General features: G+C 72.5%; 21 protein-coding genes. 15 read left to right on the top strand and 6 right to left on the bottom strand.

Annotated features, from left to right (window positions below; translation table 11 throughout):
- The first annotated feature begins 10 nt into the window (after positions 1–10).
- Positions 11–988: an alpha/beta hydrolase gene (locus tag ACWCSU_RS37855; protein ID WP_357707987.1), complete on the top strand. Its 978-nt coding sequence runs from the start codon at positions 11–13 to the stop codon at positions 986–988.
- A gap of 61 nt (positions 989–1,049) precedes the next feature.
- Here the strand turns inward: ACWCSU_RS37855 and ACWCSU_RS37850 are convergent, their stop codons facing one another.
- Positions 1,050–2,021 (bottom strand): alpha/beta hydrolase, encoded by a 972-nt coding sequence (locus ACWCSU_RS37850; RefSeq protein WP_449941631.1) that lies wholly within the window; start codon positions 2,019–2,021, stop codon positions 1,050–1,052.
- 115 nt (positions 2,022–2,136) lie between these two features.
- On the opposite strand from ACWCSU_RS37850, the gene ACWCSU_RS37845 reads away from it, so the two are divergent.
- The gene (locus tag ACWCSU_RS37845; protein WP_449941629.1) at positions 2,137–2,685 is read left to right on the top strand and encodes a hypothetical protein; all 549 of its coding nucleotides are present in this window, start codon (positions 2,137–2,139) and stop codon (positions 2,683–2,685) included.
- Positions 2,686–2,688: 3 nt separating this feature from the next.
- Here ACWCSU_RS37845 and ACWCSU_RS37840 read toward each other — a convergent pair whose 3' ends face one another.
- The 5 genes from ACWCSU_RS37840 to ACWCSU_RS37820 form a co-directional block, all read right to left on the bottom strand.
- Positions 2,689–3,870, bottom strand: a complete 1,182-nt coding sequence (locus tag ACWCSU_RS37840; protein ID WP_357707991.1) for an FAD-dependent monooxygenase — start codon at positions 3,868–3,870, stop codon at positions 2,689–2,691.
- Positions 3,871–3,960: 90 nt separating this feature from the next.
- On the bottom strand, positions 3,961–4,488 hold the full coding sequence (locus tag ACWCSU_RS37835; RefSeq protein ID WP_357707992.1) for a hypothetical protein: 528 nt from the start codon (positions 4,486–4,488) through the stop codon (positions 3,961–3,963).
- Positions 4,489–4,598: 110 nt separating this feature from the next.
- Complete coding sequence (locus tag ACWCSU_RS37830; RefSeq protein ID WP_449941626.1) at positions 4,599–5,324, bottom strand: LuxR C-terminal-related transcriptional regulator; 726 nt, start codon at positions 5,322–5,324, stop codon at positions 4,599–4,601.
- A gap of 139 nt (positions 5,325–5,463) precedes the next feature.
- A complete protein-coding gene (locus tag ACWCSU_RS37825) occupies positions 5,464–6,738 on the bottom strand; it encodes a phytase (RefSeq protein WP_357707995.1) in 1,275 nt (424 codons plus the stop codon).
- 163 nt (positions 6,739–6,901) lie between these two features.
- Positions 6,902–8,071, bottom strand: a complete 1,170-nt coding sequence (locus ACWCSU_RS37820; RefSeq protein WP_449941624.1) for an ABC transporter substrate-binding protein — start codon at positions 8,069–8,071, stop codon at positions 6,902–6,904.
- 236 nt (positions 8,072–8,307) lie between these two features.
- Between ACWCSU_RS37820 and ACWCSU_RS37815 the strand changes: the two genes are divergently transcribed.
- The 13 genes from ACWCSU_RS37815 to ACWCSU_RS37755 all read left to right on the top strand — a co-directional run.
- Positions 8,308–9,279, top strand: coding sequence for a Gfo/Idh/MocA family protein (locus ACWCSU_RS37815; RefSeq protein ID WP_449941622.1), 972 nt, complete (start codon positions 8,308–8,310; stop codon positions 9,277–9,279).
- Positions 9,276–10,118, top strand: coding sequence for a TIM barrel protein (locus ACWCSU_RS37810; RefSeq protein WP_449941620.1), 843 nt, complete (start codon positions 9,276–9,278; stop codon positions 10,116–10,118). The genes ACWCSU_RS37815 and ACWCSU_RS37810 overlap by 4 nt, the downstream gene beginning before the upstream one ends.
- A complete protein-coding gene (gene iolC, locus ACWCSU_RS37805) occupies positions 10,115–11,080 on the top strand; it encodes a 5-dehydro-2-deoxygluconokinase (RefSeq protein ID WP_357708003.1) in 966 nt (321 codons plus the stop codon). The genes ACWCSU_RS37810 and iolC overlap by 4 nt, the downstream gene beginning before the upstream one ends.
- The gene (locus ACWCSU_RS37800; protein ID WP_449941619.1) at positions 11,073–11,984 is read left to right on the top strand and encodes a class I fructose-bisphosphate aldolase; all 912 of its coding nucleotides are present in this window, start codon (positions 11,073–11,075) and stop codon (positions 11,982–11,984) included. The genes iolC and ACWCSU_RS37800 overlap by 8 nt, the downstream gene beginning before the upstream one ends.
- Positions 11,981–13,819: a 3D-(3,5/4)-trihydroxycyclohexane-1,2-dione acylhydrolase (decyclizing) gene (gene iolD, locus ACWCSU_RS37795; RefSeq protein ID WP_449941617.1), complete on the top strand. Its 1,839-nt coding sequence runs from the start codon at positions 11,981–11,983 to the stop codon at positions 13,817–13,819. Before ACWCSU_RS37800 ends, iolD begins: the two co-directional genes overlap by 4 nt.
- Complete coding sequence (locus tag ACWCSU_RS37790) at positions 13,819–14,799, top strand: inorganic phosphate transporter (RefSeq protein ID WP_397043811.1); 981 nt, start codon at positions 13,819–13,821, stop codon at positions 14,797–14,799. Before iolD ends, ACWCSU_RS37790 begins: the two co-directional genes overlap by 1 nt.
- Complete coding sequence (locus ACWCSU_RS37785) at positions 14,796–15,449, top strand: DUF47 domain-containing protein (RefSeq protein WP_397043813.1); 654 nt, start codon at positions 14,796–14,798, stop codon at positions 15,447–15,449. The genes ACWCSU_RS37790 and ACWCSU_RS37785 overlap by 4 nt, the downstream gene beginning before the upstream one ends.
- A gap of 21 nt (positions 15,450–15,470) precedes the next feature.
- Positions 15,471–17,297 carry an ABC transporter permease gene (locus tag ACWCSU_RS37780; RefSeq protein WP_364087358.1) on the top strand — a complete coding sequence of 609 codons (1,827 nt, stop codon included), beginning with the start codon at positions 15,471–15,473 and terminating at the stop codon, positions 17,295–17,297.
- Positions 17,298–18,395 (top strand): ABC transporter ATP-binding protein, encoded by a 1,098-nt coding sequence (locus ACWCSU_RS37775; protein ID WP_357708013.1) that lies wholly within the window; start codon positions 17,298–17,300, stop codon positions 18,393–18,395.
- Positions 18,392–19,156, top strand: coding sequence for an HAD family hydrolase (locus ACWCSU_RS37770; RefSeq protein ID WP_364087362.1), 765 nt, complete (start codon positions 18,392–18,394; stop codon positions 19,154–19,156). Before ACWCSU_RS37775 ends, ACWCSU_RS37770 begins: the two co-directional genes overlap by 4 nt.
- The gene (locus tag ACWCSU_RS37765; RefSeq protein WP_449941613.1) at positions 19,147–19,971 is read left to right on the top strand and encodes an inositol monophosphatase family protein; all 825 of its coding nucleotides are present in this window, start codon (positions 19,147–19,149) and stop codon (positions 19,969–19,971) included. The genes ACWCSU_RS37770 and ACWCSU_RS37765 overlap by 10 nt, the downstream gene beginning before the upstream one ends.
- Positions 19,968–20,750, top strand: a complete 783-nt coding sequence (locus ACWCSU_RS37760; protein WP_449941611.1) for a Cof-type HAD-IIB family hydrolase — start codon at positions 19,968–19,970, stop codon at positions 20,748–20,750. The genes ACWCSU_RS37765 and ACWCSU_RS37760 overlap by 4 nt, the downstream gene beginning before the upstream one ends.
- A partial coding sequence (locus ACWCSU_RS37755) for an aldehyde dehydrogenase family protein (protein ID WP_449941609.1) occupies positions 20,747–21,033 on the top strand: 287 nt, incomplete at its 3' end. The genes ACWCSU_RS37760 and ACWCSU_RS37755, both read left to right, overlap by 4 nt.

Below are 21,033 nucleotides of genomic sequence, written 5' to 3'. Positions count from 1 at the left end.
CAGGAGAACCATGCCCCCCACCCCCGTCCCCTTCGAGCCGGCGCTGGCCGCGGTCCTGGACGGCATGCCCCGGCCCGACGGCCCCGCCCCGACCCTGGAGACCATCCCCCTCATGCGCGCGGCCGGCGCGGCCATGCCCATGCCGTCCGTCGCCGAGGTGATCGGCGACCGGGAGATCGACGCCGAGGAGCGGTTCGTCCCCGGCCCGGCCGGCGCGCCCGACCTGGAGGTCACCGTGCTGCGCCCGCGCCGCCCGGCGGCCCCGGTACCCGGGCTGTTCAACATCCACGGCGGCGGCATGATCACCGGCCATCGGGCCATGGACTTCCCGCGCCTGGTCGCGCTCGTCGAGGCACTGGGCGTCGTCGCCGTCAACGTCGAATACCGCCTGGCCCCCGAGCATCCCCACCCGGCGCCGGTCGAGGACTGCTACGCCGGGCTGGCCTGGATGTCGGAGCACGCCGCCGAACTCGGCGTGGACCCCGGACGCGTCGTCGTCATGGGCGGCAGCGCCGGAGGCGGCCTGGCCGCCGGCGTCGCCCTGCTGGCCCGCGACCGCGGCGGCCCGCGCCTGGCCGGGCAGCTCCTGCTGTGCCCGATGCTGGACGACCTCAACACCACCGTCTCCAGCCACCAGTACGACGGCCTCGGCACCTGGCCGCGCGCCCTGAACCTGCTGGGCTGGCGGGCCCTGCTCGGCGAACGGGCCGGCGACCCGGACGCCGACGTCTCCTGCTACGCGGCCCCGGCGCGGGCCGCCGACCTGTCGGGGCTGCCGCCCGCGTTCGTCGAGGCGGGGGCCGCCGAGCTGTTCCGCGACGAGGACGTGGCGTACGCGTCGCGGATCTGGGCCGCGGGCGGCCAGGCCGAGCTGCACATCTGGAGCGGCGCCTTCCACGGCTTCGACATCTTCGCACCGGACCACGAGATCACCCGCGCCGCCCTCGCCACCCGCCTGTCCTGGCTCCGGCGCACCCTCACCCTCTGAACCCCGTCCTCCCGGCTCCGGCCCCCGGCGGCACGGCCCGACGGGGGCCGCCGCGGTGGGGTCAGAGATTCAGGGTTCGCTGGAACCAGGAGTGCTTGGTCTCCAGGGCGGCGCGGGAGACGCGCGCGCCCGGTGTGCCCGTGAAGCCGTGGTGGCCGCCCGCCCACACGTGCAGTTCCGCCTGGCCGCCGGTCGCCCAGATGCGGCCGGCGAACTCGACCGCCTCGTCGCGGAACACCTCGGCCGCCCCGACCTCGATGAAGACCGGCGGCAGCCCCGACAGGTCGGACGCCCGCGCCGGGACCTCGTGCGGCAGCACGTCCGGGGTGCCGCGCCGTTCGCCGAGCAGGGCGGTCCAGGCGGTGTCGTTGTTGTTGCGGTCCCAGGCGCCGATGCCGTCGTACTGGAGGCTCGACACGGTCGAGTTCCGGTCGTCGATCATGGGCGCGCCGACGTAGAGGCCGGCGGCGGACGGGCCGTTCCGATCGCGGGCCATGATGCCGACCGACGCGGTGAGCCCGCCGCCCGCGCTGAAGCCGGACACGACCAGGCGGCCCGGGTCGAACCCCAGCTCCCGGGCGTGCGCGGCGGTCCAGACGAAGCCCGCGTAACAGTCCTCGGCCGCCGCCGGCGCCGGGTTCTCGGGGGCCAGCCGGTACTCGACCGTCACGCCGACCATGCCGTGCTCCAGGGCCGCCTGGATCAGGCTCTCGATGCCGAAGAACCGGCTGCCGAGGATCATGCCGCCGCCGTGGATCTCGTACACGGCCGCCGCGCCGGGCGCGGGCCCGCCCTTGGGACGGACGACCGTGAGGGTGACGTCGGGGGCGCCCTCGGGGCCGGGCACGTCCACGTCCCACCACTCGACGGGACGGCCGGCGACGATCTCCTCCATGGGCGGGATGAGCCCGGCGAAGATCTCGCGGTTGCGCAGGATGGTGTCCGCGCGCAGCGGCACGCTCTCGACCGCCGTCAGGAACGCCGCGAGACCTTCCGCCAGCTCAGGGTCATAGGGGACGGGGACGTGGCTCATCGTGCCGCCTCTCGGAGATGAACGGACGCCTTAAAGTCTACGAGCGTAGAAGCTTTCTGTCCTGATATACACGGGTACGCGATCAGTCTGACCATGTCCCCCCAAGGAGAAGACCATGGTGAAGAGACTTCTCGAAGCGACCCCGTTACGCGCAGGGGTCGTGGCGGCCGTCGCGTTGACCGGCACGCTGCTGACCACCACCCCGGCCGGCGCCACCACGGCTGGCCTCCGGACCGCCTCCGCGGTCCAGGCCACCTCCGCCGTCCAGGCCGCCGCGGCCTCCCGCCCGGCCAACGGCCGGATCATCTACGACCGCCTCAGCGGCGGCCGCGGCACACTCAAGATCAAGAACGGCACGTCGAAGGATGGCGTCGTCACCATCGTCAAGGGCCGGACCAAGGCCGTCAGCATCTACGTGCGCGCCAGATCCACGGCCCGCATCCGGGACGTCAGGGACGGCACGTACCGCATCTACTTCACGACCGGCTACCGGTTCAGCACCTCGAAGGGCCGCTTCACCAGGGCCGCGAGCTACCAGAAGTTCAACGACCGGCTGCGCTTCCGCACGACCTCCACGCAGTACACCATCTGGACCCTGACCCTCAACCCGATCAGGGGCGGCAACGCGCGCACGAGCCCCGTGAACCCGAAGGACTTCCCCTGATCCTCACTCGGGCGGCGCTCCCTGGTCGCTCCTGTCGAACCCGCCCCCGCCGAACCAGCTGAGGACGCGGTCGAGCCGGACGTACAGCCGGGGCGGCAGGTGCGGCAGCACCCGGGAGTGCCGCTGGCCGAGCAGCGCGATGAACTCGACCGGCGGGAGGTCGATGTAACGCGGCAGGTTCTCGTACCACTGGGCGCTGAGGCGGGCCGACTTCTGGTGCGGGCGGATCGCCGCACGGCGTTCGCGGTCGTAGCGGGCCAGCGCGGCGTCCAGCTCCGGCTCCTGGTTCAGCGCGTTGACCAGGAAGGCGGCGTCCCCGAAGGCCAGGGCGGTGCCCGCGCCGATGGAGTAGTGGGTGGTGTGCGCGGCGTCCCCGATCAGGACGAGGTTGTCGCGGTACCACGTGCGGTTGGTCAGCGTGCGGAAGTTCAGCCAGTACGCGCTGCCGTCGGTGTGGGCCCGGCCGATCAGCGGATGGCCGTCGAGGATGTCGGCGAAGAGCTTCTCCAGCAGCGCCAGGCCGTCGGCCTCGGCGGCCTGGTCGAGGCCGAGCCCCTTCCAGGTCTCGGGGGAGCACTCGACGACGCACGTGCTGTGGTCCTCGCTGAAGACGTAGCCGTAGCACCAGATCCAGCCGTGCGGGGTCTCGACGAAGGCGAAGGTGAAGGCGTCGAAGACCTTCGTGGTGCCGAGCCAGATGTAGTGGTTGCGGCCGACCGCGACCTCGGTGCCGAAGTGGTCGGCGTGCGGCTCGCGCAGGGCGCTGTTGATGCCGTCGCCGGCCACGACCAGGTCGGCGTCCAGTTCATCTTGGCTTGCGATCTCGCGGCCGTACTCGATGTGCACGCCGAGGGAGCGGGCGCGGTCGGCGAGGATGTCGAGCAGGCGGTGACGGCAGATGCCGAAGCCCTCGTCCGACTCCGTCAGCGTCACCGTCGCGCGGTCCTGGATGTGGGTGGCCCAGCTGTCCCAGCGGATCGAGTTCTCGCGGATGACGTCCGCGGACTCGGGGTCGGCGGCACGCAGGTTCTTGAGCAGGTCGTCCCAGTAGGTCACGCCCCAGCCGTAGGTCGCCCCGGCCGGGTTGCGCTCATGGACGGTGATCTCGTGGGACGGGTCGACCGTCTTCATCAGGATCGAGAAGTACAGATTGGCGGGTCCACCGCCGACGCAGGCGACCTTCACACTAGCTCCCCTAGCGACAGAAAGTAATCAATTCAGCACAGAGAGTATCAGAGGGTCTGTGCCAGGGGAGGAGGCGCGCCCGCCGGACGGTCAGGCCGCCACTCGTGCCGTCCCGCGCAGGCCGAGGGTGAGGCTGCCGGCCAGGAGCACGACGCCGGACAGCACCCCGCTGACGATGGGCACCCACGCCAGCGCGGGCGTACCGGCCAGGACGAGACCGCCGACGCCGAGCACCGTGAGCGCCACGCCCGGCACGGCGATGCTCCAGTCCTTCCAGATCGGCGCCAGCGCGACGAAGTGCGCGCCCACCACGAACGCCACCCACGCCACGTTCCCCTCCTCGGGACGTCCGAGCGCGGCCAGCACCCGCAGCCCGCCGAACAGCAGGACCGCCTCGACCACGACCACGGCCAGGTAGCCGGGCCCGAACATGCCCCGCCGTCCGGACGGGGCGGGACGTCCCGCGCGCGCGGCGCGGAACCACATCGCGAGCACGGCCGCCGCCGCCAGGCACGCGGCGCCCCGCAGGAGGTTCGCGGTCACGGGGCCGAGGGGGTCGTGCGCGTTGACGACGACGAACACCGCGCCGAACACCGCGCCGACCAGCAATCCAGTCATTCTCTGCATGACGTCCATCGAAGCGCCCGCCGCGATCCGCCCGCGCGGGGGCTGGACCGAGTACGGGGTAGCCCTGTCCCTACCCCGTAGCCGCGTGGTGCGAGGTGGCCCTAGCGCGCCACGCCGCGCAGGTAGGCCAGCACGGCCAGCACCCGGCGGTTGTCGTCCTCGGTCGCGGGCAGGTCGAGCTTGGTGAACACGGAGGCCACGTGCTTCCCGACGGCCGCCTCCGTGATCGACAGGGCACGGGCCACGGCGCTGTTGGAACGGCCCTCGGCGATCAGCGCGAGCACCTCCCGCTCCCGGGGCGACAGCTGGTACGCCGGCTCGCTGACCTCCCTGGCCCGCGCCCACGACAGCTCGAACAGGTCGATGAGAGCCGCGATCAGCCCCTGCTGCCTGATCATCAGCGCGCCCGGCGTGTGAGCGATCGGGGTGATCCGGACGAACGCCACCGAGCGGTCGAAGATGAGGAGCTGCTGGATCGGCTCGTCGATGACCCGGTGCAGGTCCCCGGCGGCGTGCAGCTCCTTGATCCGGGCGGCCTTGCGCGGATCGTCCAGCATGCTCGAATGGACGATCGTGCGCATCGCCAGCCCGTGCCCCAGGGCGTCGAGCACGGTACGCCTGCTGCGCTGCTCGTCGCGTCCCTGCTCGGGCGAGCCCACCGGGTGCATGGCCCGCAGCTCGGCCGCCGAGCGGGTGGCGCGCAGGATGTGCCGGCGGACGAGCTCGGCGTCCTCCAGCCGCTCGACGTCCACGGGGATGCCGCGCAGCTCGCCGACCACCTCTTCCAGGCGGCGGGCGAGGCTGTCCAGCGACTGACTCTCGGTCACGCTCCTCCTCCGCACGCGAAGCCCATTCTCTCCGCCCGGCTCGGCAATGCCCAAATCAACGCAGGGACGCCCGAACCGGCGAAAGGGCGCCGCCCTGTCGGACGGCGCCCCGGTTCGCGGGACCGCTGAGCGGCCTGGATCAGTCGCGCGGGTCCCAGCCGTCGGTGTCGACGTCCAGGTCGAGCCCGTCGGCGATGTCGCCCCAGTCGGCGAACTTGAAGTTGGTGTTCTCCCGGTCCGCCGTGGCCGGCGTGTTCACGCCGTCGTGGGCGATGAACAGGCCCTCGTCGAACTCGCCCAGCGGCACGTTGAGCACGGTCGAGCCGTCGCTCACCTCCGAGCCGTCGATGCCGTTCGCCTCGCCGATGCGGAACTGGCCGAGGTAGGAGTTGGAGCCCTCCCTGCGGTAGACGGCGAAGGTGTTGTCACCCTGGCTGGAGGCCAGCAGATAGCCCTTGCCGTCCTCGCGGTAGTAGATGGTCAGGCCCTCGGCGTCCGCGGTGAGGTGCTTGCCGCCGTAGCCGGGGTCGGCGCCGGGGGTGCACTCCTCGGTCGCGGGGTCGTACGTGCCGGGGACGCCGTACTCGCGGACCTTGTCCACCAGGACGGGCGTGCCGGTGAGGTCGGCGCGCACCCGCCAGATGCCGACGTCCTCCTGGGCGGCGTAGAGCACGTCCCGCTCCTGGTCCACGACCATGCCCTCGACCTGTGCCTGCTCGTCCGGCTCAAGGCAGGGGGACCAGGTCTGGCCGTTCGGCAGGGTGAAGGAGTTGGGCAGGGTCAGCGTCCTGACGAGCTGGTAGCCGATCTTGCCGCCCGGCTTGGCGAGCAGCTTGACCAGGCCGACCGAGGTCTTGTGGCGGCGGCTGACCAGCGCGTACGTGCCGGTGGAGTCCTTCCAGGCAGCCAGGCCGTAGGCCGTCTCCGCGTCGTTGACCTGCTGCTGCGTCGCGTTGAACACGAACGGCGCGGCCGGGTCGGTCACGTCGGTGAGGTGGCCGTGCGAGATGGAGTAGATGCGCAGTGTGTCCCGGCCGCGGTCGGAGACGATCGCCAGGTCCCTGCCGCCGAAGCCGTAGGTGACGTCGACGTTGTTGAAGCGGCCCGCCTCGTCGTCCGGCCCTGGGGCGGCGGGCGCCGGCAGGTGCTGAAGTTGCTGCCCGTCGAGGTCGTAGACGTAGAGGCCGCCCTTCTTGGCGGTGGCGATCACCACGCTGTCCTCGGAGTCGGACGGGTCCACCCAGATCGCGGGGTCGTCGCCGTTGGCGTCGCCGCCGGCCGCGTCGTCGTAGAGGGAGGGGGTTTCGACTTCGGGATACACGGTCGCCACGCCGGAACCGGCCGCGGGTAAGGCGGTCCCGCCAACCATGGCCAACATCAGGGCTGCCAGGGAGAGCCTGGACAGGGGACGCATTGCGCCTCCTCGTTCGGGGTGTTGATGTTGCCCCAGAAAGTAACGACAGTTTTACAAGAAATCAATACGTCATCCTTATGTCAGGACATTAAGTGTTATACCTGAGCCAGGGCATGCCGAACGGCCCGGCCGGAGGCTCCCGGCCGGGCGGTCCTCGGCCGCGCTAGCTGCGGTTGACGCGCCAGAAGTCGGACATGGTCTGGCGGTTCCGCAGGTCGCCGAGCAGGCCCTTGGGGTCGGTGTGGAAGAGCTGGCCCTGCCAGTCGGACAGGCCGGGCGGGGTGACCATCGGCTTGACCGTGCTGTTGCCCGAGACGCCGCCCTCGCCGATCTCGTGCTTGACGCCTTCCTCGGTCATGATGAAGTGCACGAACAGTTTGGCCGCGTTCGGGTGCTTGCTCTTGGTGGCGATCGCCGCGTACTTCGGGTAGCTGAACCCGACGAAGGGGGTCATCCCCTCGCAGGCGGCCTGATGGTAGCCCTTGTCCTCGTTGTTGCGGAACTTCGAGATCGACATGAAGCCGATCTTCTTGTCGGTGGCGGCCGGCGCGCCCACCGCGGCGGAGATGTCCTCGTCCGAGCCTGTCAGCACCGGCTTGTTGAGGGACATCCGCTTGATCCACTCCAGGGCGGCGCTCTTCTCCTCGGTCTTCAGCGGCTTGCCGTACTTGGCCTGGTAGGCCTGTTCGAGCGCCTGGTTGCCGTACGCGTCGAGCTGGGTGAAGAACGACAGCACGGTCGGCTTGCCGAGCGGGTCCTGCATCACCAGCTTGCCGGACCACTCCGGGTCGGTCAGGTCCCAGACGTTCTTCACCGGGCAGCCGCCGGGGGAGAGCTTGGTGTTGTAGCCGAAGACCGTCGCCTTGGAGAGCGCGAGCAGCGGGTTCTGGTTCTCGGCCGGGATCTGGTCCTTCAGGTCCCCGGGGATCCAGGTCTGCGTGACGCCCTGCGGCGCGAGCTGGCCGACCAGGACGCCGCCGTCCTCGTACATGGCCGCGTCGATGGTGACGTTGTCGGCGGCGTGTTCCCTGGTCATCTTCTCGGCCGTCTGCGGGGTGTCCGACTTCACCCCCTCCATGGCGATGCCGTACTTCGCGATGAACGCCTTGGCCACTTCCTCGATGTCGCCGCTGGAGTCGTAGACCAGGACGCTGCCTTCCTTCTTCGCGGCGGAGACCAGCGCCTCCAGGTCGAAGTTCGCATCGAGTGACGGGCCGGGCAGCGCCTTGGCCGTCGCCGCCGCCGACGGTCCTCCGCCTGCGGTGGAGGGCGCGCACGCCACGGCGGCGGTCGCCAGCAACGCCATGGAGATGATCTTCCCGGTACGCCTCATGATGGCGTCACTCCTCTTGCCTCTCGGGTTCGCAGGCGCCGCGCCAGCCCCGACCGGCGCCATTGTGTGCTCACGATGAACGTCACGTGAATAATTTGTCAAGACATTCTTACGTGGGGATCCAGCTACGGCCTTGCCGCCCAGCTACGACAGTTCATCCTTATGTCAGGACAAACCCTTGACTGTTCATCTCCTGTTCATCTAGAACTGGAGGCCCCCCTGGATGAGGAGCGATCATGCGTGTGGGTCTGCTGGGCCTTGGACGTATAGGCATGTTCCATGCCACAACGCTGTCCACCTTGGTTGACGAGCTTGTCGTGTCCGACGTGGACACGGCGAGGGCGGAGGAGGTGGCGCGGCGGCTCGGCGCCCGGACCGGCGACCCCTTCGACGCGGACGCGGTGGTGATCGCGACGCCGACCTCCGCCCACGCCGAGGCCCTGCTGCTGGCGTGCGAGCGGGGGGTGCCGGCGTTCTGCGAGAAGCCGGCCGCGCCGACCGTCAGGGAGACGTTACGGGTCGCCGAGGCCGTCGAACGGGCCGGGATCGGCGTGCACATCGGCTTCCAGCGCCGCTTCGACGCCGGGTACCGGGCCGCCCGCGAGGCGCTGCTGGCGGGCGAGCTCGGCGAGTTGCACCGCGTCCACATGCTGACCGGCGACCCCGCGCCCCCGCCCGCCGAGTACGTCGCCCAGTCCGGCGGCATCTTCCGCGACTGCCACATCCACGACTTCGACATCCTGCGCTGGGTCACCGGCCGCGAGGCGGACGTCGTGCAGGCGGTCGGCGCCAATCGCGGCGATCCGTACTTCGCCGCCGCCGGGGACGTCGACAACAGCGCCGCCCTGATCGTCATGGACGACGGCACGCTGGTCACCCTCCAGGGCTCCCGCTACAACGGCGCCGGCTACGACGTGCGCATGGAGCTGGCCGGCACGCTCGGCACCCGCGCCGTCGGGCTCGGCGACCGCACCCCGCTGCGCTCGGCCGAGGGCCTGAGCCCGGACGGGCCGCCGTGGCCGGACTTCCAGACCAGGTTCGAGGCCGCCTACGTCGCCGAGATGGGCGCGTTCCTGTCGATGGCCAGGGGCGAGAGCGAGAGCCCCTGCACCGTCCGCGACGCCCTGGCCGCCCTCTACCTGGCCGAGGCCGCCGACCTGGCGCGCCGCGAGGGCCGCCCGGTGCGCGTGCTGGAGGTGGCCAAGTGAGGATCGCCGCCGCACCGATCTCCTGGGGCGTGTGCGAGGTGCCCGGATGGGGACACCAGCTCACCGCCGACCGGGTGCTCGCCGAGATGGCCGAGCTGGGCCTGACCGCCACCGAACTGGGCCCCGAGGGCTTCCTGCCCGCCGACCGCGACCTGCTCGGCCGGTACGGGCTGCGCGCCGTGGGCGGATTCGTCCCCGCCGTCCTGCACGACCCCGCCCACGACCCGCTGCCCGCGCTCCGCGCCACCTGGGCCTCCTTCGCCCCGGACGTGGTCGTCGTGCTGGCCGCGGCCACCGGCGCCGACGGCTACGACGCCCGTCCCGAGCTGGACGAGGCCGGCTGGCGCACCCTGCTCGGCAACCTCGACCGCGCCTTCCACGAGGCGAAGGGCGACGGCCGCGCGCTCACTCTGCACCCGCACGTCGGCACCATGGTCGAGACCGGCGAGGAGGTGGACCGGGTGCTCGGCGGCAGCGACGTCCCGCTCTGCCTGGACACCGGCCACCTGCTCATCGGCGGCGGCGACCCGCTCGACCTCGTCACCCGCGCCCCCGAGCGGATCGCCCACGTGCACCTGAAGGACGTCGACGCCGCGCTCGCCGGACGCGTCCGGGCCGGCGAGCTGACCTACACCGACGCCGTCCGCGCCGGGATCTACCGCCGGCTCGGCCTCGGCGACGTGGACGTCCGGGGCATCGTCGAACGCCTGACCGCCGCCGGGTACGACGGCTGGTACGTCATGGAGCAGGACGTCGTCCTCGACGCCGAGCCCGAGGCGGGCGCCGGCCCGGCCGACGACGTACGGGCGGGCGTGGCGTTCCTGCGGGGCCTGGCATGAGCGCCCTCGACGTGCTGACGATGGGCAGGGTGGGCGTGGACGTCTACCCGCTCCAGAGCGGCGTGTCGCTGCGCCACGTGGAGACGTTCGGCAAGTACCTGGGCGGCAGCCCCACCAACGTGGCCGTCGCCGCCGCCCGCCTGGGCCGCTCCAGCGCGGTGATCACGCGGACCGGCGACGACCCGTTCGGCGCGTTCGTCCACGACGCGCTGCGCTCGTACGGCGTGGACGACCGCCTGGTCGGCGCCGCGCCAGGCCGGCCGACCCCGGTCACGTTCTGCGAGATCAGGCCGCCGGACGACTTCCCGCTCTACTTCTACCGCCAGGACGCGCCCGACCTGGAGATCACACCCGGCGACCTCGACCTGACGGCCGTCACCGAGGCGCGGCTGTTCTGGGCCACCGTGACCGGCCTGTCGGCCGAGCCGTCCCACGCCGCCCACCTGGCCGCCTGGCGGGCCCGCGGGCGCGCCCGGCACACCGTGCTCGACCTGGACTACCGGCCCATGTTCTGGGCCGGCGCGGCCTCCGCCCGCGAACGGGTGCGGGAGGCGCTCGCGCACGTCACCGTCGCGGCCGGCAACCTCGACGAGGTCGAGGTGGCCACCGGCACCCGCGACCCGCGCGCGGCCGGCGAGACCCTGCTGGCCGCGGGCGTCGAACTGGCCATCGTCAAGCAGGGCGCGGACGGCGTGCTCGGCATGACCGCCACCGAGACCGTACGGGTGCCGCCCGTGCCCGTCGAGGTGGTCAACGGGCTCGGGGCCGGCGACGCCTTCGGCGGCGCCCTGTGCCACGGCCTGCTCGAAGGCTGGCCGCTGGAGCGCACCCTGCGCTTCGCCAACGCCGCCGGCGCGATCGTCGCCGGACGCCTGGCCTGCGCGCCCGCGATGCCCACGGCGGACGAGGTCGAGGCCGTCCTGTCCGCCCCCCTCTCGGAAGGAGCCGCCACGCATGCGTGAGCAGGACTACCGGCGGCTGCTCGACCAGCGCGCCTGGCAGCCGGAGCGTATAGCCGAGGCGGCGGCGGCCCGCCGGCGCAGGCCGCTCAGGAACGGCAGGGAGCAGTTGCTCATCATCGCCGCCGACCATCCGGCCCGCGGCGCCCTCGGCGTCGCCGGCCACCCGATGGCGATGCGCAGCCGCGCCGACCTGCTCGACCGGCTCGTGACCGCCCTGGCCAGGCCCGGCGTGGACGGCGTGCTGGCCACCCCCGACATCGTCGAGGACCTGCTGCTGCTCGGCGCCCTCGACGACAAGATCGTCATCGGCTCGATGAACCGCGGCGGCGTGGCCGGCTCGGTGTTCGAGTTCGACGACCGCTTCACCGCCTACGACGCCCCCTCCATCGCCGCGATGGGCCTCGACGGCGGCAAGATGTTGTGCCGGATCGCTCTGGAGGACAGCGCCACCGCCGCCACCCTGGCGAGCTGCGGCCAGGCGGTCACCGACCTGGCCAGGCACGGCCTGATGGCGATGGTCGAGCCGTTCTGGTCCAGGCGGCAGGACGGCGCCGTGCGGCACGACCTGTCGCCCGAGGCCGTCATCCACTCCATCAGCGTCGGCCAGGGGCTCGGCGCCACCTCCGCCCGCACCTGGCTGAAGATCCCGGTCGTGCGCGACATGGAACGCGTCGTGGAGTCCACGACGCTGCCCGTGCTGCTGCTGGGCGGCGACTCCGGCCAGGACTCCGGCGAGATGTACGACTCCTGGCGCAAGGCGCTGCGCCTGCCCGGCGTCCGCGGCCTGGTGGTCGGCCGGGCGCTGCTCTATCCGCCCGACGGCGACGTGGCAGCCGCCGTGGACACCGCGCTCGGCCTGCTGGAGGGCGGCGTGCCCGATCTCGTGCAAGGAGGTGCCTCATGAGGCTGACCACCGCTCAGGCGCTGACCCGCTTCCTCGCCAACCAGTGGTCGGAGCGCGACGGCGTCGAGCAGCGGCTGATCGCCGGCGTGCTCGGGATCTTCGGCCACGGCAACGTCGCGGGCGTCGGCCAGGCGCTGGCCGAGCAGGGCGCGGGCACGCGCGACCCGCTGCCGTACTACCTGGCCCGCAACGAGCAGGCCATGGTCCACACGGCCGTCGGCTACGCCCGTACCCGTGCGCGGCTGTCCACCTTCGCCTGCACGACGTCCATCGGGCCCGGCGCCACCAACCTGGTCACCGGCGCGGCGCTGGCGACGATCAACCGGGTGCCGGTCCTGCTGCTGCCCGGCGACGTCTTCGCCACCCGCGCCCCCGGCCCGGTGCTGCAGGAGCTGGAGGACCCCCGGTCCTACGACGTGTCGGTCAACGACTCGCTGCGCCCGGTGTCGCGCTTCTTCGACCGGATCAACCGGCCCGAGCAGCTCCCGTCCGCGCTGCTGGCGGCGATGCGGGTGCTGACCGACCCCGCCGAGACGGGCGCGGTCACGCTGGCGCTGCCCCAGGACGTGCAGGCCGAGGCGTACGACTGGCCCGAGGAGCTGTTCGCCCGCCGGGTGTGGCATGTCGCCCGGCCGGTGCCCGAGCCGGCCGCGCTGGCCAGGGCCGAGGAGCTGCTGCGCGGCTCCCGCAGGCCGCTGATCGTGGCCGGCGGCGGGGTCAGGTACAGCCGGGCGTGGGCGGAGCTGACCCGCTTCGCCGAGAACCACGGCGTGCCGGTGGGCGAGACCCAGGCGGGCAAGGGCGCGCTGCCGTACGACCACCCCTGCGCGGCGGGCGCGATCGGCCACACCGGCACCGACGCGGCCAACACCCTGGCCCGTGAGGCCGACCTGGTCATCGGCGTCGGCACCCGCTACACCGACTTCACCACCGCCTCCAGGACGCTGTTCGGCCAGGCCGCCTTCCTCAACGTCAACGTCACCGCCTTCGACGCGGCCAAGAACGCGGGCGCCACGCTCGTCGCCGACGCCCGCGAGGCCCTGCGCGCCCTCGACGAGACGGACTGGCGGGCCGACCCCGAATGGACCCACCGGGCCGCCGCGCTGGCCGCCGCCTGGCAGTCGGAGATCGGCCACACCTACGCGGGCGCCGAGCTCACCCAGCCCGTCATGCTCGGCATCCTCAACGAGGTCGCCGAAGGCGGCGTGGTGGTCAATGCGGCCGGTTCGATGCCGGGTGACCTGCATCGGCTCTGGCGGCCCGCCGACCCCGAGCAGTACCACGTCGAGTACGGCTACTCGTGCATGGGCTACGAGATCGCCGGCGGCCTCGGGGTGAAGCTGGCCGCGCCGGAACGCGAGGTGTTCGTGCTGGTCGGCGACGGGTCGTACCTGATGATGGCGCAGGAGATCGCGACCGCCGTGCAGGAGCGGATCAAGCTGGTGATCGTCCTGGTGGACAACCGGGGGTTCGCCTCCATCGGCAACCTCAGCGAGTCGGTGGGCGCGCGGCGGCTCGGCACCGCGTACCGGACCCGCGGGCCCGGCGGCGACCTCGACGGCGAGCCGCTGCCGGTGGACCTCGCCGCCAACGCCGCCAGCCTGGGCGCCGACGTACTGCGCGCCGACGGCCCCGAGTCGCTGCGGGCCGCCCTGGTCAAGGCCAAGGAGTCGGCCAGGACCACCGTCGTGTACGTGGAGCCCGTCCCCGGCGGCGGCCCCGGCGCGCAGGCGTGGTGGGACGTGCCGGTCGCGGAGGTGTCCGGGCTGCCCGACGTCCGGGCCGCGCGCGAGCGCTACGACGAGGCCAAGCGCGACCAGCGGCCCTACCTCTGATGGGCTGGACGCTGGCCTTCGCCGCGGTGGCCACCCTGTTCGTGCTGATCAGCGGGGCCAACGACGGCGCCACGCTGATCGGCCTCGGCCTGCGCTTCCCGCGCACGCCCGGCTGGGCGGCCGCCGCGCTGCTCGTCGTGGTCCTGTTCGCCGGGCCGTACGTGCTGGGCGTCGCGGTCGCGCGGACCTTCACCGAGGGGCTCGCGGGGCTCGACTCCAGGAGCGGCGCGGCCGTGTTCCTGGCCGGCGTGGCGATCGCCGTCGTGGTGGTGGCGGTGCTGACCGGCAAGGGGCTGCCCACCAGCCTGACGCTGGCGGTGATCGGCGGGATCGCGGGCGCCGGGCTCGGCGCGGGGCTGCCGGTGGCCTGGGCCGGGCTGGTCACGGTCCTGGCGATCGGGGCGTGCGCGCCGCTGGTCGGGCTGGGGCTCGGTTACCTGCTGGGGACCGCGTCCAGGCGGGTGCCGTCCTCGCGCCGGATGCCGGGGCTGGTGCTGGCCGCCCACCTGGTGGCCTACGCGGCCCAATGCCTGGCCTACGCCGTCAACGACGGCCAGAAGATGATCGCCGTCGTGAGCGTCGCCGTGGACGTGGGCCGCAACGGACTCGGCCGGGTCGGGCCCGTGCAGGTCGCGCCGGGGTGGATGGCCGTGCTGGTGGCGCTGTTCCTCGCCGGGGCGCTCACCACGCTGCCCCGGGTGGGTGAGCGGGTCGGCCGCGGCCTGGTCATCACCCGGCCGCTGCACGTGCTGTCGGCCGAGACGGCGGCCACCGGCGCCGTCCTCGGCAGCTCGGCCCTGGGCAGCCCGGTCAGCATGACCCAGTCCGTGACGGCCGGAGTCGTCGGCGTGGTGGCAAGCGAAGGAAGCAGGAGGGTGCGATGGCAGGGAGTGCTGAACATGGGTACGGCGTGGCTGGTCACGCTGCCGTCGTCCATGGCTCTGGGCGCCCTGGCCGGGCTCGGCCTGAGGCTGCTGTGAGCGGCGGGAGGAGCCGCCGGCTCGCCCGCGTCTGGGACGACCTGCGCGGCCGGTCGGGACGCCGGGTGATCGACCTCGTCCGCGGCCAGGTCGCCGTGGCCAGGGAGGGAGCCGTGCTGGCCTGCTCGGCCGCCTCGGGCACGACCGGTCAGGCCGCCGCCCGCGCCCGGATGGCCGACGTCGAGCACGAGGGCGACGCGGCGCGAGCCGAGCTCGTCCGGGCGCTGAGACGGGTTCTGGCCACCCCCATCGACAGGGAGGACCTGTTCCGGCTCTCCCGCTCGATCGACGACGTGCTGGACCAGCTACGCGACTTCGTGCGCGAGGCGGACCTGTTCGGGCCCGCCGACCTCACCTTCGCCACCGAGCCGCTGGGCGCCGTCATCGACGGCCTGGACCAGCTGGACCGCGCCCTGCTGAAGATCACCGGCGACCCCGGCTCGGTCACCGTGGCCGTGCTCGCCACCCGCAAGTCCCGCAGCCGCGTCCGCCAGCTCCACCAGGCCCGGCTCACCGAGCTGTTCGCCGGCCCGCTGGACATGGACACCCTGCGCGAACGCGAACTGCTCTCCCGACTCGACGCCGTGGGCCGGCGGCTCGGCGAGGCCGCCGACGCCCTCGCCGACGCCATGCTCAAACGAAGCCACTGAAGACCCCCCGAAGGAAGACCCATGGCTGTTCTGACCAAGACGGAACCGCCGCCTCGCCCGCCGAGACGGCGCCGACTCCGCTACCGCCTCCAGGTCCTGCGGCACGACCCGACCGCCGCGCTCGGCCTGATCCTCGTCGTCCTGCTCGCCTACCTCGTCGTCGCCCCCCTGATCGCGGTCCTGTCGGACGCCGTCCGCCTCCAGTTCGGCGACGAGTTGCACGCCGGCCAGCAGCCGGGGGAGTGGACGGGCTACTACCTGTGGCGGGTCTTCCGCTCGCAGATCAGCGGCCTGCTGTTCTGGGGGCCGCTGGTCAACACGCTGGTGGTCGCGGTCGGCACCGTCCTGTTCGCGCTGCTGCTCGGCGGCGGGATGGCCTGGCTGGTGACCCGCACCAACGTGCCCGGCCGCAAGTGGCTGGCCGGGGCGCTGGTGGTGCCGTACATGCTGCCGTCGTGGACGTTCTCGCTGGCCTGGTTGACGCTGTTCAAGAACGCGCGGGCCGGCGGGCAGGTGGGCTTCCTGGAGTCGGCCGGCGTGCGCACCCCCGACTGGCTGGCCTACGGACCGCTGCCGATCATCGTCACGCTGGGGCTGCACTACTACCCGTTCGTGCTGCTGCTGGTCGGCAACGCGCTGCGCAGGATCGACGTCCAGCTTGAGGACTCGGCCCGGATCCTCGGGGCGCCGCGGCGCGTCGTCGTGCGGCGGATCGTGGTGCCGCTGATGCTGCCCGCGCTCTCCTCGGCCGTGCTGCTCGTGGTCGGCCGGGTGCTCGGCACGTTCGGCACCCCGTACGTGCTCGGCCTGCCCGCCGACTACCAGGTGCTGTCCACCGGGCTGTTCCAGTCGATCAGGGACCGCAGCACCGGCGTGGCCTCCGTGCTCGCCACCGTCATCGTGATCATCGGCGTGCTGATCGTCTTCACCGACATGCGGCTGATGCGCGAGCAGCGCAGGTTCGTCACCGTGGGCGGCAAGGGCGCGATGGACCGGCTGGGCGACCTGCGCGGCTGGCGCTGGCCGGCGTTCGCGCTGGGCGCGGTGGTGTTCGTGGTCAGCGTGCTGATCCCGGTGCTCACGTTGCTGCTGTCCACGCTCACCCGCACGCCGCTGGACCTGTCCACCCTGACGCTCGACTACTGGATCGCCGACCGGCTCCCCGGCGCGGTCGGGTTCCCGCACGGCATCCTGCGCGGCTCCGAGCTGTGGCAGGCCGCCTGGAACTCGTTGCGCATCGTCGGCCTGGCCTCGCTGATCTGCGCGGTCGCCGGCCTGCTCATCGGGTACGTGGTGGTCCGCGGCACCGCCCCGCGCATCGCCGGGTTCCTGCGCCAGGTGTCGTTCCTGCCGTACCTCATCCCCGGCATCGCCTTCGCGGCCGCCTCGCTGTCGCTGTTCGCGGTCGCCCGCGGGCCCGTCCCGGCGCTGTACGGGACGACGTTCCTGCTGATCCTGGTCATGGCGGTCACGCATCTTCCGTACAGCTCGCGCTCGGGCATCGCGGCGATGATGCAGCTCGGCCGGGAGCCGGAGGAGGCCGCGCAGATCGCCGGGGCGTCCTGGTGGCACCGGATGCGGCGGATCATCTTCCCGATCCAGAAGGGCGCCCTGGTCACCGGGATCGTGTTGCCGTTCATCTCGGGGCTGAAGGAGCTCAGCATCGTCGTGATGCTGACCACCACCGGCACCCAGCTCCTCACGACGCTCTCCATCGGCCTGGTCGACTACGGATACACGCAGCTCGCCAACGGCGTCGTCCTCATGATCGCTTTGCTCTCCTTCACCATGACTTCCCTGACCCAGCGGCTGACCAAGAGCAGCCTGGCGTCCGGCCTAGGAGGATAGATGCCGAACATCACCTTGAGCGCAGTCTCCAAGAGCTACGGCGGTGGCGACCACGCGGTGAAGAACCTCGACCTCGTGGTCCCCGACGGCGCCTTCATGTGCCTGCTCGGCCCCTCCGGCTGTGGCAAGACCACCACGCTGCGCATGATCGCCGGCCTCGAACAGCCCACCGCGGGCAGCATCGCCGTCGGCGACCGCGTCCTGGACTCCGTCGAGCAGGGCGTCTACGTCCCGCCCGAGAAGCGGGCCATGGGGCTGGTCTTCCAGAACTACGCGCTCTGGCCGCACCTGTCCGTGCGCGACAACGTCGAGTTCGGGCTGCGCATGCGCAAGGTCCCGGGCCCCGAGCGGCGCGCGCGGGCCGAGGCGGCGCTGAAGATGGTGCACGTCGACGCCGCCATGGACCGTTACCCCTCCCAGCTGTCCGGCGGCCAGCAGCAGCGCGTCGCCCTGGCCAGGATGCTCGCGGTCAACCCGTCCGTGCTGCTGCTGGACGAGCCGCTGTCCAACCTCGACGCCCGGCTGCGCCTGGAGATGCGGGCCGAGCTCAAGCGCATCCACGAGGAGTCCGGCGCGACGATCGTCTTCGTCACCCACGACCAGCTCGAAGCCCTCACCATGGCCACCGACGTCGCCGTCATGAACGAGGGCGAGCTGCAGCAGCTCGCCGCTCCCATGGAGATGTACGAGCGGCCCGCCAACCGGTTCGTCGCCGAGTTCGTCGGCAGCCCGCCGATGGCCATCGTGGACACCGGGCCCGCGCCCGGCGGGCTGGCCGGGTCACTGCTGCGGTTCGTGGCGGCGCGCGACCCGGAGGTCACCCCGGCCGCCGTCGGCATCCGGCCCGAGGCGCTGCGGCTCGGCGCGCCACCCGCCGCCGCCTGGAGTGAGGACGCGCTGGTCGAGGCCGTGCTGCCGGCCGGCTCCTCCTGGACGGTACGGCTGCGCGTCCTGGACACCGAGCTGTTCGCCCTGTCGTACACGCCGGTGCGGGCCGCGCCCGGCGACGTGCTGCCCTGCTGGACCGAGCAGCTCCACCTCTTCGGCGCGGACGGCGCCCGCCTCTCCTCCTGGGACCGGGCGGGGGTGACCGCGTGATCCGGCCCAAGGCGCTGCTCCTGGACTTCGGGGGCGTGATCGTCGAGACCGCCAAGCGGCCGTCCTGGGCGGCCGAACTGGCCGCCGAGGTGCACACCATGCTGGCCAGGACCGGGTTCGACGGCCTGACGGCCGCGGACGTCGAGAGCGACATCCGCGCCGGTGCACGAGCCGACAAGTACTGGAAGGACTCCACCTCCCGGCAGTTCGCGCCCGAGGAGATGACGCACCGCCGGTTCTGGGCCGAGTTCGTCGCCACCGACTGGCCCGAGCAGGCCCGCACGCTGGTCTCCGTCGAGGCGACGCCCCTGTGCAGGCGCATGGGCGAGCTGCGCAGCGACAGGAAACTGCGCACCGGCATGGAGGAGCTGCTGAACGCCTGCCTGCGGAACGGCGTCGTCCCCGCCGTCGTCAGCAACGCCCTGTGCGGGGCCGTGCACCGCGACTACCTGGCCGGCAGCGGCCTGGACCACCTGGTCGCGGCGCAGGTCTACAGCGACGAGGTCGGCGTGCGCAAGCCGAACCCCGAGATGATCCGGCTCGCCTGCCGCGCCCTCGGCGTCGACCCCGCCGAGACCTGGTACGTCGGCGACAACTACGACCGGGACGTGATCTGCGGCGCCCGGGCCGGGGTAGGGGCGACCGTCCTGATGGTGTCCGCGAGCACCGACAAGATCCCGTATCCGGTGCGGCAGCGCCCTCAGGCCACGGTCGAGGACCCCCGCGCCCTGCTGAGCCTCCTGGAGGAGACATGGACGTGAACACCTCTCGCGAGCTGGCCGCCATCGCGGCCGAGGCGGCCAGGGCGGTCGGCGACCGGCTGCGCGGCGCCTTCCGCTCCCGGCCCGAGATCCAGACCAAGCGCGACTTCCACGACCCGGTGACCGTGCACGACAAGGCGGCCGAGGAGGGCATCCGCGAGGTCATCGACCGGCTCTGCCCCGACAGCGTCGTGGTGGGCGAGGAGGGCGGCACCAGGGGAGAGGGCGCCGTCAGCTGGTACGTCGACCCCATCGACGGCACCGCCAACTTCGCCGTCGGCCTGCCGTTCTTCTGCACCTCGATCGCCGCCGCCGTGGACGGCGAGGTGGTGGCCGGGGTGATCTACGACCCGGTGCGCGACGACGAGTTCACCGCCTGGCTCGGCGGGGCCGTCTGCAACGGCGAGCCGTTGCGCAGCGCGGGCGCCCGTTCCGACCGCGAGGCGGTGCTGCTGTCCAGCTACCCCACGCCGCGCGACCTGGCCGAGGACGAGGAGGGCGCGCTGCGCCGCTTCTCCAGGATGACCCAGTCGTTCGCGACCATTCGCCGTCCCGGCAGTGCCGCGCTCAAGCTCGCCCACGTCGCGGCCGGATGGTCCGACGTCGCGTACGGCACCCGCGTCAACGCCTGGGACGTCGCGGCCGGATCCCTGCTGGTCAGGCAGGCCGGCGGTGTCTACATCCCGCTGTCGGGCAGCGTCTTCGAGCCGGGCGGCTACCTCGCCTGCGTCGGCGGGTTCGACCTGGCCTCCTCGGTGCTGGCCGACGTGGCCGCCGGGGCCGCCGACGTCGCCGGGGCGGGGAGCGCGTCGTGATCCGCTGGATCGTGACCGACCTGGACGGCACGCTCGTCGGGCGCGACCTGGTCATGGTGCCCGCCGCCCGGGAGGCGCTGCGCCGCTACCGGGCCGCGGGCGGCGAGGTCGTCATCGCCACCGGCCGCATGGAACGCTCGGCCCGCCCCTACTACGACGAGCTGGGCCTGGACGGCCCGGCCATCCTCTACAACGGCGCCCGCACCGTGAACCTGGCGACCGGCGAGGTGCTGCGCTCCCGCCACCTGCCGGCCACCGCCTGGAAGACGCTGCTCGGCCTGTTCGGCGAGCTGCCCGCGGGCGTGTACCCGGTGGCGTTCTCCGGTGGGGAGGCGCTGGCCGTGGACGACGTGCCCGAGCTGCGGGACTACGCCCGCCGGGACGGCATCACGCTGCGCGACCCCGGCGACTGGGCGTCGCTGCCCCCCGACGGGATCACCAAGTGCATGCTGATCGGCGACCGCCTGCCGGCGTTGGACATCGCGGGCACGGTCACCGTCCGGTCGGAGGCGACGTACCTGGAGGTGCTGCCGGAGGGGGCGACCAAGGGCAGCGCCCTGCGCGAGCTGGCGAAGGCCCGGGGGGTGCCGCTGGAGCAGGTCGCCGCCATCGGCGACAACCCCAACGACATCGACATGATCCAGGCCGCCGGCCTGGGCATCGCGGTCGGAGACGGCCACCCGGACGTCCTGGCGGCGGCGGACGTGGTGTCGCGCCCCTGCGCCGAGGGCGCGCTCGTGGACGCGGTGGAACTGGCACTGGGAGAGGGAGAACGGTGAAGTCGGTCAAGCATTGGATCAACGGCGCCCTGACGGACGGCGGTGGCCGGACGGCGGAGGTCTTCTACCCGGCGACGGGTGAGGTCAGCGGTCATGTCGCGCTGGCGTCGGTGGCCGAGGTGGACGCGGCGGTCGCGGCGGCGGTGGCGGCTTTCCCGGCGTGGCGGGACGCCTCGCTGGTCAGGCGGGCGCAGGTGCTGTTCCGGTTCCGTGAGCTGATGGACGCCCATCGTGACGAGCTGGCCGCGTTGATCTCGGCCGAGCACGGCAAGGTGCACTCGGA

It is taken from the genome of Nonomuraea sp. NPDC001699 (assembly GCF_053596455.1).
Note: the sequence above shows the minus strand (reverse complement) of the source record. Positions and strands in the feature narration are given on the sequence as shown.